Source organism: Micromonospora coxensis, from assembly GCF_900090295.1.
Lineage (GTDB): Bacteria > Actinomycetota > Actinomycetes > Mycobacteriales > Micromonosporaceae > Micromonospora > Micromonospora coxensis.
In genome coordinates, this window is record NZ_LT607753.1 from 1,440,210 (window position 1) to 1,456,301 (window position 16,092).

Genomic DNA, 16,092 nt, shown 5'->3' on the forward strand with positions numbered 1-16,092 from the left:
GAGCGGACGTTTGCGGTGAACGGGCCCGAGCCGGCACAGCCCCCGGTCAGCGCCCTGGAACCCTGGCCGGACACCGTCCGCTGGCAGCCGATCTCCCGCGACCTGATCTGGGTGGAGCTGCTCCGGCTGGCGATGGGCTTGGCGGTGCTGCTGGTGGGGCTCGGCGTCGGCTGGGCGCTCAGCGGTCACCGGCTGGTCGGCGTCGCGTTCGGCGTGGTGCTGCTGCTCGGGCTGTGGCGGGCGGTGGCGATCGTCCGGGCGGTGCACGCCTGGGGGTACGCCGAGCGCGAGAACGACCTGCTGGTCCGGCACGGGCTGCTGGTGCGCCGGCTCTCCATCGTGCCGTACTCGCGGATGCAGTTCGTCGACGTCAGCGCCGGCCCGCTGGAGCGGGCGTTCGGCCTGGCCACCGTGCAGTTGCACACCGCCGCGGCGGCCAGTGACGCCCGGGTCCCCGGGCTGCGGCCGGCGGAGGCGTCCCGGCTGCGCGACCGGCTCACCGCGCTCGGCGAAGACCGCGCGGAGGGGCTGTGACCGAGGGCCCGGGCGGGCCCGAGGTCGCGCCGGACCGTGCCGGGACGCCCACCGACGCGCCGTCGCCCGACCCGTGGTCCCGGCCGGCCGGCCCGCCCGGGCCGGAACCGGCCACCGCACCGCCCGCCGGCACCGCCCCACACGTGCCGGCCGGCCCGCCTGAGCCTGAACCGGCCACCGCACCGCCCGCCGGCACCGCCCCGCACGTCCGGGGCGCGACGGACGCCGACCCGCACGCCGGATCCGGCCCCGGGCCTCGCCTCGCCGGCGGCCCTGACGTCCCCGCCGGCCCGCGCGCGGCGTCCCCGGTCGGCCGTCCCGGTGGTACGCCGCCACTCGCGCCCGGTGCGGTCGCGCCCTGGGCACCGCCGCCGACCGACGCGGTCCGGCCCCCCACCGACGCCGGCACGCCGCGGACCGACGCCGGCAGGTCCCCCACCGGTGCAGTCAGGCCCCCGGCCGGTGCCGGCACGCCGCCGGCCGACCCGGCCGGGGCGGAGCCGCGGCAGCGGCTGCACCCGCTCAGCCCGGTGCTGCACGGGGCGAAGTCGCTGGTCGTGGTGATCGCCGGGCTCTCCTGGTCGACGCTGTCCCGGGTGGGCTTCGGCTGGTTCGTGGCGATGGTGGTGGTGCTCGCGCTCGGCGCGACCGTGCTGGCGGTGGTGAGCTGGTGGAACACCGGCTACCACATCGTCGGGCGGGAGCTGCGGATCCACGAGGGGCTGCTGTGGCGGCGCACCCGGGCGATCCCGCTGGAGCGGTTGCAGGCGGTGGAGGTGGTCCGGCCGCTGCTCGCCCAGCTCACCGGCTTGGCGGAGCTGCGCCTGGAGGTGGTCGGCGGCGGCAAGACCGAGGCGCCGCTGGCGTACCTCGGCGTGGGTGAGGCGGCGGCGCTGCGCCAGCGGCTGCTCGGCATGGCGGGCCGGGCGCCGGCCCACCCGCCGAGCGCGGCGGTCGTGCCCGGCGGGCCGGCGCCGCGACCCGAGGCCGCCGGGCGTCCGCTGCACGCGGTACGCAACGCCGACCTGCTGGTCAGCCAACTGCTCACCCCGCAGGCGTTCCTGCTGCCGTTCGGCGTGGCGTTCGTGGTGGCGCAGTTCCTGTCCGAGGGCTCCTGGTCGTTCATCGCGGTGGCCAGCACGCTGACCGCGATGGCAGGTGTCCTGCTGCAACCGGTCCGCCGGGTGCTCGACGACTGGAACTTCCGGCTGGCCCGGGAGGACGACAGCCTGCGGGTGCGCAACGGCCTGCTGGAGACCCGGGTGCAGACCGTCCCGTTGGACCGGGTGCAGACGGTGGGGGTCACCTGGCCGCTGCTCTGGCGGGTCAAGGGCTGGCTGCGGCTGCGGCTGGAGGTGGCCGGCTACTCCGCCGGCGAGCCGGACGACCGCAACCGCCCGGACCGGCTGCTGCCCGTCGGGGACCTGTCCACCGGCGCGCGGATCGTGGCGGAGGTGCTGCCCGGGGTACGACTGGCCGGGCTGCCGCTGGCGCCGCCGCCGGCTCGGGCCCGCTGGCTGCGCCCGCTGAGCGTCCGGGTGCTCGGCGCGGGGCTGGACGAGCGGGTCTTCGCCGCCCGGTCCGGTCTGCTGACCCGCCGGCTGGTGATCGTGCCGTACGCCCGGATCCAGAGCGTGCGGGTGGTGCAGGGACCGGTGCAGCGACGGCTGCGGCTGGCCACGGTGCACGCGGACACCGCGTCCGGCGGCGGCGCCGTGGCGCACCACCGTGACCTGGCCGAGGCGTGGGTCCTCGCCGCCGAGCTGACCGCCCGGTCGCACGCCGCGCGGCTGGCTCGCTGACCGCTCGGCCGTAGCCGGCCGACAACTCGACCGCCGCCGTCGACCGCTCAGCGGTCGACGGCGGCCCGGTCAGCGGCGGGCCGGAGCTCCGTCAGGGGCCGGACGGTGACGCGGCGGGCCGGTCAGCGGCGGGCCGGCTCCGCCGCTGCGGGTTCGCCCGCCTGCTCCGGGACGGCGGCGACGGCCTCCTCCGCACCGGCCGGCCGGCGGCGGGCCCGGCGGGCGGCCCACCAGCGCTCGGCCAGGCCGACCACCAGGAACGTCAGCCCGACGTAGGCCCAGCCGACCAGCACGTCGATCACGTAGTGCTCGCCGGAGTAGACCAGCGTGAAGGTCATCGCCAGCGGGTACGCCAGCAGCAGCGGCCACCAGCGCTTGCGGGTGGCGCGGAGGAAGAACAGCACCACGAACAGCGCCCACGCGGTGTGCAGCGACGGCATCGCGGCCACCGGGTTGGAGGCGATCTGGCCGGCGTTGAGCAGGTTGCCCGCGCCGTGCATGCCGAACGCCTTCCAGCCCCGGGTGGAGATCCGGGCGACCTCGGTGAGCAGGCCGTTCTGCGCCGCCCACCACGGCGGGGCGGCCGGATAGAGGAAGTAGGTGACCAGGCCGGCGGCGCAGAGGAAGCCGAACCTGCGCATGTACGCGGCCCAGCGGCTCCGGTTGCGCAGCCAGAGCACCGCGGCGGCGGCCAGCGCCACCACGAAGTGGGAGAAGTAGACCCAGCTCACCGCCACGTCCCACCAGTGCACCTCGGGCCGGTACAGGTGCTCCTGGAGCCAGACCGTGGGCACCTGGCCGCCGGTGGCCCAGCCGAACATCACCCGGTCGGCGACGATCAGCTCGTAGGCGTGCGGGGTGGCCCCGTTGTCGGCGAACCCCCGGGAGAGGTTGTAGACGGCCAGCAGCAGCACCACCGGCACCCAGTCGCGTGCGAAGGCCAGGTGGCTGCGCCACGGTCGGGAGGAGTTCCAGGCGATGGTGGCGGCCCAGATCCAGACGAAGGCGTACGCCGGGTCCGTGGGCAGGCCGATCGCCAGCCAGGCGACGACGAAGGCGACGCCCCAGACCGCCATGGCGATCACGCGGCGACGCCCGCCGTCGGAGGACGCGGCGGGTCCGGTCGGGGCGGGGGGCTGGGGGTCAGTCACGACGGCCATCGCGGTCAAGGTTAACGGCGGCTGACGCATCGACCGACGCCGACCGTCCCGGGGCGGGTCAGTCCCGGGGTGCGCTGCGGCGGTGGTGGGCGGCCCGGGCCTTGGCCCGGTTGCCGCAGATCTCCATCGAGCACCAGGTGCGCCGCCGGTTGCGGGAGTGGTCGTAGTAGGCCCAGCGGCAGCTCGGCTCCCGGCACGCCTTGAGCCGGTGCCAGGCGCCGGTGGCGACGGCCTCCGCGACGACCGCGAGCAGGGTCGCCAGCGCGGCGTCCACGGGGTCGGCGGTGCCGGGCACGAGCCGGGGCGCCGGTCCGGTCACGTCGAGCACCAGCGGCAGGTCACGGGTGAGCGCGGCGAGCGCGGCCCCGGCGGCCGGGTCCAGCCCGTCCGGACGGGGGGAGGCCACCGGCGCGACGTTGTTGGCCGCGATCAGGGCCCGCAGCCCTTCGCGTACGGCTTCGGCCCGGTCGCGGCCGGCGGGGTCGACGGCGGCGTCGGCGGGCAGCAGGCCCCGGTCGCGCAGCCAGTGGCCGAGCTGCTCGGGCGCGGCGATGTCGTCGCCGTCCTCGCGGCGGGTGTTGACGAACTCCTCGATCCACCGCAGCCGCCCGGGAGCGGCGGTGTCGTCGACGGGCGGGTCGGTGGCCATGCGGCGGAGTCTAACCGGCCATTGACGATGGCCGGTCGTATAACTAGCGTACGGCTTACGTTGGTTAGACGAAGGGACATCATCGTGGGCATCCGTATCGGCGGCGTCGGCATCGACACGAACGACCTGGCCGCCAGCACCGCCTTCTGGCAGGCGGCCACCGGCTACCGGGTCACCTCCTCCGACGCCGCCTCGACGTACCTGACCGCGCCCGAGGGCGCCGGGCCGCACCTGTTCCTCCAGGTCGTCCCCGAGCGGCCGACCGGCAAGAACCGGCTGCACCTGGACCTGGTCACCGGGGACGTGGCCGGTGAGGTCGACCGCCTCCAGGGGCTCGGGGCCACCGAGGTGGGACGGCACGACGGCTGGGTGGTGCTCGCCGACCCGGACGGCAACCAGTTCTGCGTGGTCGGGTCCTAGCGGCGCGGCCACGGCGGGCGGGACACCGGACGGCTGCGCCTCTCCTGCACTACGCTCGGTCCATGCAGGAGCAGCCGGAGCCGCCCTTTCCGCCCGGGCTGACCGCCCGGGTCGAGCTGACCGTCACCGACGCCGACACCGCGCAGGCGGTGGGTTCGGGTGACGTGCCGGTGCTGGGCACCCCCCGGGTGCTCGCCCTGGTCGAGGCGGCCACCGTCGCGGCCACCGCCGTCCGGATGCCGCCCGGGCGGACCACGGTGGGCAGCCGGATCGAGCTGGAGCACCTGGCGGCGACCCCGGTCGGCCGGACGGTGGTGGCGCAGGCCCGCCTCGGCGAGGTCGACGGCCGACGGCTGGTCTTCGAGGTGGCGGTCACCGACGGCGACGAGACGGTGGCCCGGGGTCGGGTGGAGCGGGTGCTGGTCGACCGGCAGCGCTTCGTGGAACGCGCCGTGCGGGTGTCATGAGCCTCCGGTTCACCGAGGTCGCCGACCGGGTCCACGTGCTGCGCGAGCCGTTGCTCGACGTCAACGTCACGCTTGTCGTCGGCGACGGCGAGGCGCTGCTGGTGGACACCCTCTCCACCGCCGGTCAGGCGGCCGGGCTGGCCGAGGCGGCGCGTGCCGTCACCGGCCACCCGTGGACGCTGGTCAACACGCACCACCACTTCGACCACTGCTTCGGCAACGCCACCCTCGCCACCGACCCGCCCCGGCCGGTGTACGCGCACGAACTGGCCGCCGCCGCGCTGCGTGACGCGCCGGACCGGCTGCGCCGGGAGGCGTACGAGGAGCTGCGGGGCGAGCGGCCGGGGCTCGCCGCCGAAGTCGCCGACACCGCGCTGCTGGCCCCGACCCACCCGGTGCACACCGAGGCGGTGCTGGACGTCGGTGGCCGTCGGGTGGTGCTGCGCCATCCGGGTCGCGGGCACACCGACGCCGATCTGGTGGTGCACGTGCCCGACGCCGACGTGCTGGTCGCCGGCGACCTGGTCGAGCAGAGCGGGCCGCCCGCCTTCGAGGACTCGTACCCGCTCCAGTGGCCGGACGCGGTCGCCGAGCTGCTGCGGCTCACCACGCCCGCGACGGTGGTCGTGCCCGGGCACGGCGAGCCGGTCGACGTGGACTTCGTCCGGGCGCAGCACAAGCAGCTGGTCGACCTGGCCTGGCTGATCCGGGCCGCGCACACCGCCGGCGCCCCGCCCGAGCGGGTCGCCGCCGAGGCGCCGTTCGGCGCCCGTCCGGCCCTGATCGCCGCCCGGCGCGGCTACGCCGAACTCGACGGCACCGCCTGACCGACCTCGCCTGCGGCGGTGGGGCCGGCGGGGAAGCCGTGCACCGCGTCGCGGTCGGCCGGGTCGCGGTCGGCCGGGTCGCGGTCGGCCGGGTCGCGGTCGGCCGGGTCGCGGTCGGCCGGGTCGCGGTCGGCCAGGGCGGCGGCGAGCCACGTCGCGCGGTGCCGTTCGTAGTCGGCCAGGCGGCGCACGGCCCCGGTCAGTCGGCGAAGCGGCGCAGCACCTCGGCGCGGGTGGGCATCGACACCGCCCCGCCGGGCGACTCGCAGACCAGGCCGGCCACCCGCAGCGCGAACGCCACCCGCTGGTGCCAGTCCGGCGGTCCGGCCGGCTCGCCGTCGACGAGCAGGTCGGCGATGAGCGCCGCCATCACCGAGTCACCGGCGCCGGTGGCGTCCACCGCGCGCACCTTCGGCGCGGGGACGCGTACCGGGTCGCCACCGGCGGGGGCGACCACGGCGCCGTGCGCGCCCAGGGTGACCACGACGGTGCCGGCCCCCAGCTCCCGCAGGTACGCGGCGACCCCCTCGACCGGCTCCCGGGGGTAGAGCAGCTCGGCGTCGGCGGCGCTCAGCTTGACCAGGTGCGCCCCGGCGGCGAACTCCGCGACCACCTCGCGCAGCCGGTCCAACGCCGCCGGCCCGTCCAGCAGGCGGGGCCGCACGTTCGGGTCGAAGACCCGCAGCCCGGCGCCGAGCGCCCAGGCGCGGCGGGCGGCGGCGAGCACCGGCGGGCAGAGCAGCACGATCGAGCCGCAGTAGAGCACGTCGGCGCCCTCCACCAGCGCGACGTCCAGGTCGTCGGCGGTGAGCAGGCCGTGGGAGGGCGGCTCGCCGTAGAAGCGGAAGTCCGGCTCGGCCCCGGCGTGGGTGGTCACCGCGAGCGTGGTGGGGGCCGCGACGGTCACCGCCCCGGCCGTGCCCACCCCGGCGTCGTCGAGGAAGGCCCGGATCCGGCCGGCGAGCACGTCGTCGCCGAGGGAGCCGACGAACTGGACGCTCCCGCCGAGCCGGGACACGCCGACGGCGACGTTCAGCGGGCCGCCGCCGATCTCCTGCCGGAAGACGGGCCGCCCCTCGCACTCGACGTCGAGCAGGTCCACCAACGCCTCACCGAGCACCACCGCGTATCCCACATCGCCTCCCAGCGTCCGTCGTCCGTACCAAGGCTGGCACAGCGCCCGGCGCGACGGGCGGTGATGCCGCGTCCGCGCATATCGAGCAACGGCTATTGCGCGGCTCCGGCGGGCGTGATGGGATTGTGTCAGCCGGATCGGCGCGGGGGGCTGCCGTGTCGACGGCGACGAGCTGGAGCCGACGCGAGGGCACCGGTCCGCGGGACGCGGACCGTCGGCGGCGCGCGCGACCACCGGCCCTCTCCGCTGTTCCCGGGCCGGGCGTGGCGCCGCGATCGACGCATCCCCCGCCACAGCGGGGCCGGCCGTCGCGCCTGCCCCGCGGATCAGGAGAAGCTCGTGCTCCGTTCCCGTACCGCCGCGTTGCTCACCGCGGCCGCCACCCTCGCCCTGGGCGCCGTCGCCCTGGTGAGCCAACCCGAGCCGGCCGCCGCGCACGGCGCGGCGATGACCCCGGGCAGCCGGACCTACCTGTGCTGGAAGGACGGCCTCACCGGCACCGGCGAGATCCGGCCGAACAACCCGGCCTGCTCCGCCGCCGTCGCCCAGAGCGGCGCCAACTCCCTCTACAACTGGTTCAGCGTGCTGCGCTCGGACGCCGGCGGGCGGACCGTCGGCTTCATCCCCGACGGCAAGCTGTGCAGCGGGGGCAACCCCGGCTTCGCCGGGTACGACCTGGCCCGCACCGACTGGCCGCTGACCCACCTGACCGCCGGCGCCCGGCTGGACTTCCGGTACAGCAACTGGGCCCACCACCCGGGCACCTTCTACTTCTACGTCACCAAGGACAGCTGGAGCCCGACCCGCCCGCTGGCCTGGGGCGACCTGGAGGAGCAGCCGTTCCTGACGGTGACCAACCCGCCGCAGCGCGGCGCGGTGGGCACCAACGAGGGGCACTACTACTTCAGCGGCAACCTGCCGTCGAACAAGTCCGGCCGGCACATCATCTACTCCCGCTGGGTCCGCTCGGACAGCCAGGAGAACTTCTTCGGCTGCTCGGACGTCACCTTCGACGGCGGCAACGGCGAGGTGACCGGGATCGGCTCCGGTCAGACGACCCCGCCGCCCAGCCCCACCACGCCGCCGCCGAGCCCGACGACTCCCCCGCCGAGCCCGACCACGCCGCCGCCCGGCGGTGACTGCATGGCGGTCTACAAGGTGGTCAGCTCCTGGAGCGGCGGGTTCCAGGGCGAAGTCATGATCATGAACCACAGCACCCGGACCTACGGCGGCTGGACGGCGTCCTGGACGCTGCCCAGCGGCCAGTCGATCAGCCAGGTGTGGAACGGCACGGCGAGCACCAGCGGGTCGACGGTGACCGTCACCAACGCCGCGTACAACGGCACCATCGCGCCGGAGGGCACGACGACGTTCGGCTTCATCGCCAGCTCCAGCGGCGCGAGCAGCCTGCCGACCGTCACCTGCACCGGTCGCTGACCCCGCCGGGGTGACGGGCCAGCCGCCCGCCACCCCGGCACCGTCGGCGGTCCGGAAACGATCAGGAGGTCCGCGTCCCCGGCGGGGGCGCGGACCTCCTGGTCGACGGGCGTACGCCCCGGCCGGGGCGGCCGGTCAGCGGACCATGCTGCCGACCACCGGCTTGGTGAGCAGGGCGGACTGGTTGCGCTGGATGCCCGGGTCGAGGGTCTTCGCCACGAAGATGGCGTGCCAGATGCAGAAGATCAGCACGGTCCACACCTTGCGGGAGTGGTCCGCCTCCTCCCGCTTGTGCTCGTCGAGCAGCCGCATCGCGTACGACAGGTCGATGAGGTCACCGGCGCCGGAGGTGGCCAGCACGTGCCGGGCCCACTCGTACATCTCGCCGCGCAGCCAGACCCGGGTGGGGGTCGGGAAGCCGAGCTTCTTGCGGTTGACGATGGCCGGGGGCACCACGCCCTGCAACGCCTGGCGCATGGCGTACTTGGTGGCGTCGGAGCGGGGCGGCAGCTTCAGGTCCACCGGGATGCCGGCCGCGACGTTGAAGACTTCCCGGTCGAGGAAGGGCACCCGCACCTCGAGCGAGTGGGCCATCGAGATCCGGTCGGCCTTGACCAGGATGTCGCCGCGCAGCCAGGTGTAGAGGTCGACGTACTGCATCTTGGTGACGTCGTCGAGTTCGGTGCACTCGGCGTAGATCGGCGCGGTGACGTCGGTGTAGCGCACCGAGGGGTCGTAGCGGCGCAGCAGGTGCTGCTTCTCCTCCTCGGTGAACATCCGGGCGTTGCCGTAGTAGCGCTGCTCGATCGGGGTGGTGCCGCGCTCCAGGAAGCTCTTGCCCTTGACCCCCTGCGGGATCGCCTTGGAGACCGCCCGCAGCCCCTTCTGCACGCCGCCGGGCAGCCCGTTGACCGCGCCGAGCGAGAGCGGCTCCCGGTAGATCGTGTACCCGCCGAAGAACTCGTCCGCGCCCTCGCCGGAGAGGACCACCGTGACGTGCTCGGCGGCCTTCTTCGCCACGAAGTACAGCGGCACCAACGCCGGGTCGGCCACCGGGTCGTCCAGGTGCCAGACGATCTTCGGCAGCGCGTCGATCATGTCCTGCGGCCCGATCTTGGTCGGGATGGTGGTCACGTCGAGGTGCCGGGCGGAGTCCTGGGCCACGTCGATCTCGGAGTAGCCCGGCACGTCGTAGCCGACGGTGAAGGTGAGGATGTTCGGGTTGAACTCCCGGGCCAGCGCCACCACCGCGGTGGAGTCGATGCCGCTGGAGAGGAAGGAGCCGACCGGCACGTCCGAGCGCATGTGCATCCGGACGCTCTCCCGCAGCGTCTCCCGGATCTCGTGGTAGAGCCGCTGCTCGTCGGAGACCGGGGCCGGGCGGAACACCGGCCGGTACCACCGGCGCACGTCGATCCGGCCGCCCGGGGTCCAGGTCAGGTACTCCCCCGAGCCGATCCGGCTGATCCCCTTGTGCAGGGTGCCGGGCTCCGGGACGTACTGCAGGGTGAGGTAGTGGCTCAGGCTGGCCGTGTCGATGCCGGCGTCGCCCTGGTACGCCGAGTGCGCGAACGGCAGCAGCGCCTTCTTCTCCGAGGCGAGGTAGAGCCCGTCCTGCGTCTCCAGGTAGTGCAGCGGCTTGATGCCGAAGTAGTCGCGGGCGCCGAAGGCCCGGCGCTCCTGCCGGTCCCAGATGACGAAGGCGAACATGCCGCGCAGCCGGGTGAGCACCTGCTCGCCCCAGTAGTGGTACCCGGCGACGATCACCTCACCGTCGCCGGCGGTGGCGAACTGGGCGCCGAAGGTCCGCACCAGCTCGTCGCGCAGCTCGATGTAGTTGTAGATCTCACCGTTGAAGGTGAGCAGGTAGCGGCCGCCCGCGTAGGGCAGCGGCTCGTGGCTGGAGGCCACGTCGATGATCGCCAGCCGCTTGTGCGCGAACACCCCGTCCGCGTACCGGCCGGAGGCGTCCCCGACCACCTCGACACCGGTCTCGTCCGGGCCGCGGTGGTGCAGGCATTCCAACGCCCCGGCGATGTTGTCGCGGTGAGCGGCGGCGTCGCCGCGCGCACTGAAGAAGGCCAGGAGTCCGCACATGGTGGTCATCTTTTCACGCGGTCGGTGCGGCCGTCGCGGCACCGCTGCCTGTCTCCCTCCCGGCGGACGGCGGGTCGCGCCGACCAGCGCCGACACCGCACCCGGAGCCGGCGGCGGCACCACGGGTCCCGGCGTCGCCCGCCGAGGCGGTACGGTCGGACCAGCGACGACACGGGAGGAGCGGACCATGGCCGAGGACCGGACCAGCGGCAAGCCGGCGGACGGCACCGAATCGCACGACCCGGACTTCCCGGAGGCCTTCCTGGCGTTCATGCGCCAGGGCTGGGCGGACAGTGCGCTGCCGGTGGGCCCCCGTCCGGAGGTGCCCAACTACGCCAAGCGCCGCGCGGCGCTCTCCGCGGCCTTCCCGGGCGAGACCCTGGTCATCCCGACCGGCACCGAGAAGGTACGCGCCAACGACACCGACCACCCGTTCCGGCCCGGCAGCGACTTCGCGTACCTGACCGGCGACCTGGACCCGGACAGCGTGCTGGTGCTGCGGCCCAACGGCTCCGGGCACGACGCCACGCTGTTCATGCGGCCGCGCTCGTCGCGGGAGACCGACGAGTTCTTCCGCAGCCGGCACGGCGAGCTGTGGGTGGGCCGGCGGCACACCCTGGCCGAGAAGTCGACCGAGCTGGGCCTGCCGACCGAGGACCTGGCCGGGCTGGACGCGGCGCTGGCCGGGCTGGCGCCGGGGCGTACCCGGGTGCTGCGGGGGTTCGACGCCCGGGTGGACGCGGCCGTGCGCCCCTGGGACGGCCCGCTCGTCGACGGCCGGCCGGCCCGTGACCGCGAGCTGGCCATCGTGATCTCCGAGCTGAAGCTGGTCAAGGACGAGTGGGAGATCGCCCAGCTCCAGGAGGCGTGCGACGCGACCGTGCGTGGCTTCGAGGACGTGGCCCGGGCGCTGCCGGCCGACCGGGGCGTCTCGGAGCGGCTGCTGGAGGGCATCTTCGCGCTGCGCGCCCGGCACGACGGCAACGACGTCGGGTACGGCTCGATCGTCGGCGCGGGCGAGCACGCCACGATCCTGCACTGGGTGCACAACCACGGCGCCACCCGCCCGGGTGAGCTGCTGCTGATGGACATGGGCGTGGAGAACCGCAACCTCTACACCGCCGACGTGACCCGGGTGCTGCCGGTCGACGGCCGCTTCACCCCGCTGCAGCGGCAGGTCTACGACGCCGTCTACCAGGCGCAGCAGGCCGGCATCGACGTGATCCGGCCGGGCGTGGCGTTCCGGGACGTGCACCTGACCGCCATGCGGGTGCTGGCCGAGGCGCTGAAGGACCTGGGCCTGCTGCCGGTGAGCGTGGACGAGGCGATGGACCCGGCGTCGACGGTCTACCGGCGGTGGACCCTGCACGGCACCAGCCACATGCTCGGCATCGACGTGCACGACTGCGCCAACGCCCGCAAGGAGAAGTACCGCGACGGCGCGCTGGGCGAGGGTTACGTGCTCACCGTCGAGCCCGGGCTCTACTTCCAGCCGGAGGACGAGCTGGTCCCCGAGGAGCTGCGCGGCATCGGCGTGCGGATCGAGGACGACATCCTGGTCACCGCGACCGGGTCGGTGAACCTGTCGGCCGGTCTCCCCCGCCGCGCCGACGAGGTGGAGACCTGGCTGGCCGAGCAGCGGGAGGCGGGCCCGCGCCTGCCCGGCTGACCGGGGGTACGACCTACCTGCGGCGGGCCTCGCCTGCGGCACGCGGACGTCTCGGACGTTCCGCCTGCCGTGGTCGGGGCCCGTCGTGTTTGCGCTGCTCACCCGCTTCCTGCCGGGAGCCGTCGAGTTGACCCGCCGATGCCCGAAGTGAGGGGAATGCGGGCTTTTCTCGGATAAGTCCTCGTCGCGAGGATCCTTCTCATACGGTGGGGATCAGAGAGCTGCAAACCATTTGTAGCTGGTCGCGCCGCTCTGGGTGGTGCGACCCCGTCTGCAGCAGGAAAGGTCGGAAAGCTCTGATGTCCAACGACGTAACGACTCCCGACGGCGGGGCACCCATGGCCGCACCGGCGAAGAAGCGACGCGCCCTGTGGGTGGCCGGCGTGGCCGGACTGTCCGGCGTCGTCGGCCTGGCGGCCCTGGGCGGCCTCGCCGCCCGTGACGACAAGGCCGACGACACGCAGCGCGTCTCCGAGGTGCAGTCCGCCACGGCGCAGCAGAAGGCCAGCGGCACCGGCACCGCCGATGTCGGCTCCGGCGAAGAGGAAGACAAGAAGACCGGCCAGGACCCCGGCCAGGGGTACGACCGGCAGGACGCCACGGCCGCCCCGGGCGGCAAGCAGTGGCGTGGCAAGGAGGACAAGGGCAAGGACAAGGAGAAGGACGAGTACGGTCCGGCCAAGCAGTTGCCGTGTGACAGCGACGTGCTGGTCGAGGCGGTCAACCGGGCCAACCTCGACAACGGTGGGGTGTTCCGGCTCGCGAAGGACTGCGAGTACAAGCTCACCGAGCAGACCGACAACAACGCCTTCCCGGCCATCGACGAGCGCATCGTCCTGCTCGGGCACAACTCCAAGCTGGTCCACGACGGCAGTGAGCTGTTCCGGTTCTTCGAGGTGCTCTCCGGCGGTGAGCTGATCCTCAAGGACCTCACGCTCAAGGGCGGCCAGGTCACCTCACCGCCGCCGCTGCAGCCCAACGGCGCCAACGGCGGCGCCCTGTTCGTGCAGGAGGGCGGCCGGGCGGTCCTCAAGCACACCAAGTTGGTCGACAACCGGGCCACCGGCGTCGGTGCCACCGGCGGCAACGGCGGCGCGATCTACAACCTCGGCGACGTCGAGATCCACAAGAGCCTCCTGGCCGACAACCACGCCCGCGGCACCGGCACGCCCGGCGGCAACGGCGGCGCCGTCTACAACGAGGGCACCCTGGCCGTGCACGACTCGGAGCTGGCGAACAACACCGCGACCAGCACCGGCAACGGCGGCAACGGCGGCGCCATCGCCAACGACGACAACGGTGTCACCACCGTCACGTACAGCAAGATCGTCAGCAACAAGGCCAGCAACGACGGCGGCGGCATCTGGAGCGACGACGACACCCGCCTCACCGTCACCCGCACGAAGATCGCCGACAACGTCGCGTGCGACGACGGCGGCGGCATCTTCAACGACGGCGACTCCGTCATGACGCTGGAGTACGTCGTCGTGTCCGGCAACAAGGCCACCGACGACGGCGGCGGCGTCTTCCACGACAGCAACAGCGTCGCCACCGTCAAGCACAGCAAGTTCCTGGACAACACGGCCGGCGACAACGGTGGTGGCCTCTTCAACGGCGAGACCTTGAACCTCTTCGACAGCGAGTTCAAGGGCAACCACGCCGAGGAGGGTGGCGCCATCTACAACGACGGCGACGGCGTCCTCACCGTCCGCAAGAGCACCATCGTCTACAACTTCGCGGCCGAGGCCGGCTCCGCCAACAGCGGCGCCGGGGGCATCTTCAACGACAACGGCACGGTCACTCTCGACGACAAGACGATCGTCGCGAAGAACGAGCCGCGCAACTGCGTCGACGTGCCCGGCTGCGCCAACTGAACCACCACATAGCCGAAGGGGTCCCTTCCGTCGCGTACGGGAGGGACCCCTTCCGTACCGCGTCGGGACGGCCGACGGCCGGGTCGGCCCCGGCGAGCACGTGCCCGCGACGACTCCGGTGGGGTCCGCGCCGCATATCGCCCGTCCGGGGCGGTGCGCCCGGAGTGCTCCGTCCCCGTCCCGAGCATGCCGGACTGCGCCCGTCTTACCCCTAACGTGGGTATATCTCGGATCTGACCGTGAAGAGAAAAACATTCTCATACGGTGGGCCTCAGCAGCTACAACCGATTTGTAGCCAGGGGAGCTGCCCCATGGTCGAGCGCCCCTGTCTGGTACGAGGAGAGAGCAGAGAGCTCCGATGTCCAACTACCTTCGCAAGAACTCCGAGAACACCGCGCCGGGCAGCCGGCGCAAGCTGTGGCTCGCCACCGGCGTGGCCGGCCTGACCGGCGTGGTCAGCCTGGCCGGCGTCGCCGCCGGGACCAGCGCGGGTGCCGCCGGGGCCGACCGTCTCGCCGACCTGAAGTGGGCCACGGCCGAGCAGGTCACCAAGGACGCCGGCGCCGGTCAGGGCAGTGAGGGCGAAGCCGACAAGGGTGGCAAGGGCCCGGACGCCCGCGGCGGTCAGGGCAAGGACTGGCAGGGCAAGGGTCAGGGCCAGGACTGGCAGGGCAAGGGGAAGGACGGCCGGGACCAGAAGGGCAAGGAGAAGGACGAGTACGGTCCGGCCAAGCAGTTGCCGTGTGACAGCGACGTGCTGGTCGAGGCGGTCAACCGGGCCAACCTCGACAACGGTGGGGTGTTCCGGCTGGCCAAGGACTGCGAGTACAAGCTCACCGAACAGACCGACAACAACGCCTTCCCGGCCATCGACGAGCGCATCGTCCTGCTCGGGCACAACTCCAAGCTGGTCCACGACGGCAGTGAGCTGTTCCGGTTCTTCCAGGTCCTCAACGGCGGTGAGCTGATCCTCAAGGACCTCACCCTCAAGGGCGGCCAGGTCACCTCACCGCCGCCGCTGCAGCCCAACGGCGCCAACGGCGGCGCCCTGCTCGTCGAGGAGGGCGGACAGGCCGTCCTCAAGCACACCAAGCTGGTCGACAACCGGGCCACCGGCGTCGGTGCCACCGGCGGCAACGGCGGCGCGATCTACAACCTCGGCGACGTCGAGATCCACGACAGCCTGCTCGCCGACAACCACGCCCGCGGCACCGGCACGCCCGGCGGCAACGGCGGCGCCATCTACAACGAGGGCACCCTGACCATCCACAAGTCGGAGCTGGCGAACAACACCGCGACCAGCACCGGCAACGGCGGCAACGGCGGCGCCATCGCCAACGACGACAACGGCATCGTCAGCGTCGCGCACAGCAAGATCGCCAACAACAAGGCCAGCAACGACGGCGGCGGCATCTGGAGCGACGACGACACCCGGGTCACCGTCACGCACAGCAAGGTGATCGGCAACGTCGCCTGCGACGACGGCGGCGGCATCTGGAACGACGGCGACAGCGAGCTGACCCTCGAGCACGTCGTCGTCGCCGGCAACAAGGCCACCGACGACGGCGGCGGCCTCTTCCACGACAGCAGCGCCGTCGTGGTCGTCCGGCACAGCAAGTTCCTCGACAACACCGCCGGCGACAACGGTGGCGGCATCTTCAACGGTGAGCGGATGAACATCTACGCCACCGAGTTCAAGGGCAACCACGCCGAGGAGGGTGGCGCCATCTACAACGACGGCGACGGCGACCTGGCGATCCGCACCAGCAAGATCGTCTACAACTTCGCCGCCAACACGGGTACCGCCAACAGCGGCGCCGGAGGCATCTTCAACGACAACGGCACCGTCGTTCTCGACGACAAGACGATCGTCGCGAAGAACGAGCCGCGCAACTGCGTCGACGTCCCCGGCTGCGCCAACTGAGCCGGTGACACGGTGATCGGCCGGGACGACACCGGCTGACACAGGAACGAGGTCCGGCCCCCTTCCGCGACAGCGGAAGGGGGCCGGACCGTGCCGC

At 73.3% G+C, this 16,092-nt stretch carries 14 protein-coding genes; 9 read left to right on the forward strand and 5 right to left on the reverse strand.

The window, feature by feature from the left end:
* Positions 1-15 precede the first annotated feature (15 nt).
* Both GA0070614_RS06340 and GA0070614_RS06345 read left to right on the forward strand, forming a co-directional pair.
* Positions 16-534 (forward strand): PH domain-containing protein, encoded by a 519-nt coding sequence (locus GA0070614_RS06340; protein WP_088975072.1) that lies wholly within the window; start codon positions 16-18, stop codon positions 532-534.
* A gap of 530 nt (positions 535-1,064) precedes the next feature.
* Positions 1,065-2,336, forward strand: a complete 1,272-nt coding sequence (locus GA0070614_RS06345) for a PH domain-containing protein (protein ID WP_408630736.1) — start codon at positions 1,065-1,067, stop codon at positions 2,334-2,336.
* A gap of 122 nt (positions 2,337-2,458) precedes the next feature.
* On the opposite strand, the gene GA0070614_RS06350 is transcribed toward GA0070614_RS06345, so the two are convergent.
* Positions 2,459-3,496, reverse strand: coding sequence for a phosphatase PAP2 family protein (locus GA0070614_RS06350; RefSeq protein WP_231933559.1), 1,038 nt, complete (start codon positions 3,494-3,496; stop codon positions 2,459-2,461).
* Positions 3,497-3,554: 58 nt separating this feature from the next.
* Positions 3,555-4,145: a CGNR zinc finger domain-containing protein gene (locus GA0070614_RS31015; RefSeq protein ID WP_088975074.1), complete on the reverse strand. Its 591-nt coding sequence runs from the start codon at positions 4,143-4,145 to the stop codon at positions 3,555-3,557.
* An 84-nt stretch (positions 4,146-4,229) separates the two neighbouring features.
* On the opposite strand from GA0070614_RS31015, the gene GA0070614_RS06360 reads away from it, so the two are divergent.
* The 3 genes from GA0070614_RS06360 (at position 4,230) to GA0070614_RS06370 (ending at position 5,859) form a co-directional block, all read left to right on the forward strand.
* Positions 4,230-4,565, forward strand: coding sequence for a VOC family protein (locus GA0070614_RS06360; RefSeq protein WP_088975075.1), 336 nt, complete (start codon positions 4,230-4,232; stop codon positions 4,563-4,565).
* Between the two features lie 62 nt (positions 4,566-4,627).
* Complete coding sequence (locus GA0070614_RS06365) at positions 4,628-5,032, forward strand: thioesterase family protein (RefSeq protein ID WP_088975076.1); 405 nt, start codon at positions 4,628-4,630, stop codon at positions 5,030-5,032.
* A complete protein-coding gene (locus tag GA0070614_RS06370; RefSeq protein WP_088975077.1) occupies positions 5,029-5,859 on the forward strand; it encodes an MBL fold metallo-hydrolase in 831 nt (276 codons plus the stop codon). The genes GA0070614_RS06365 and GA0070614_RS06370 overlap by 4 nt, the downstream gene beginning before the upstream one ends.
* Here GA0070614_RS06370 and GA0070614_RS06375 read toward each other — a convergent pair.
* Both GA0070614_RS06375 and GA0070614_RS06380 read right to left on the reverse strand, forming a co-directional pair.
* Positions 5,832-6,050 carry a hypothetical protein gene (locus tag GA0070614_RS06375; RefSeq protein WP_088975078.1) on the reverse strand — a complete coding sequence of 73 codons (219 nt, stop codon included), beginning with the start codon at positions 6,048-6,050 and terminating at the stop codon, positions 5,832-5,834. The genes GA0070614_RS06370 and GA0070614_RS06375 overlap by 28 nt on opposite strands.
* Positions 6,051-6,058: 8 nt before the next feature.
* On the reverse strand, positions 6,059-6,994 hold the full coding sequence (locus GA0070614_RS06380) for a carbohydrate kinase family protein (protein ID WP_088975079.1): 936 nt from the start codon (positions 6,992-6,994) through the stop codon (positions 6,059-6,061).
* 339 nt (positions 6,995-7,333) lie between these two features.
* Here GA0070614_RS06380 and GA0070614_RS06385 point away from each other — a divergent pair, with 339 nt between their 5' ends.
* A complete protein-coding gene (locus GA0070614_RS06385; protein ID WP_088975080.1) occupies positions 7,334-8,431 on the forward strand; it encodes a lytic polysaccharide monooxygenase auxiliary activity family 9 protein in 1,098 nt (365 codons plus the stop codon).
* Between the two features lie 135 nt (positions 8,432-8,566).
* Here GA0070614_RS06385 and asnB read toward each other — a convergent pair whose 3' ends face one another.
* Positions 8,567-10,528 carry an asparagine synthase (glutamine-hydrolyzing) gene (gene asnB / locus GA0070614_RS06390; RefSeq protein ID WP_088979269.1) on the reverse strand — a complete coding sequence of 654 codons (1,962 nt, stop codon included), beginning with the start codon at positions 10,526-10,528 and terminating at the stop codon, positions 8,567-8,569.
* Between the two features lie 187 nt (positions 10,529-10,715).
* Between asnB and GA0070614_RS06395 the strand changes: the two genes are divergently transcribed.
* The 3 genes from GA0070614_RS06395 (at position 10,716) to GA0070614_RS06405 (ending at position 15,995) form a co-directional block, all read left to right on the forward strand.
* The gene (locus GA0070614_RS06395; RefSeq protein WP_088975081.1) at positions 10,716-12,197 is read left to right on the forward strand and encodes an aminopeptidase P family protein; all 1,482 of its coding nucleotides are present in this window, start codon (positions 10,716-10,718) and stop codon (positions 12,195-12,197) included.
* Between the two features lie 299 nt (positions 12,198-12,496).
* Entirely contained in the window at positions 12,497-14,071 is a 1,575-nt protein-coding gene (locus GA0070614_RS06400) for a right-handed parallel beta-helix repeat-containing protein (RefSeq protein WP_157744950.1), read from the forward strand.
* 358 nt (positions 14,072-14,429) lie between these two features.
* Positions 14,430-15,995, forward strand: a complete 1,566-nt coding sequence (locus GA0070614_RS06405; RefSeq protein ID WP_088975083.1) for a right-handed parallel beta-helix repeat-containing protein — start codon at positions 14,430-14,432, stop codon at positions 15,993-15,995.
* Positions 15,996-16,092 lie beyond the last annotated feature (97 nt).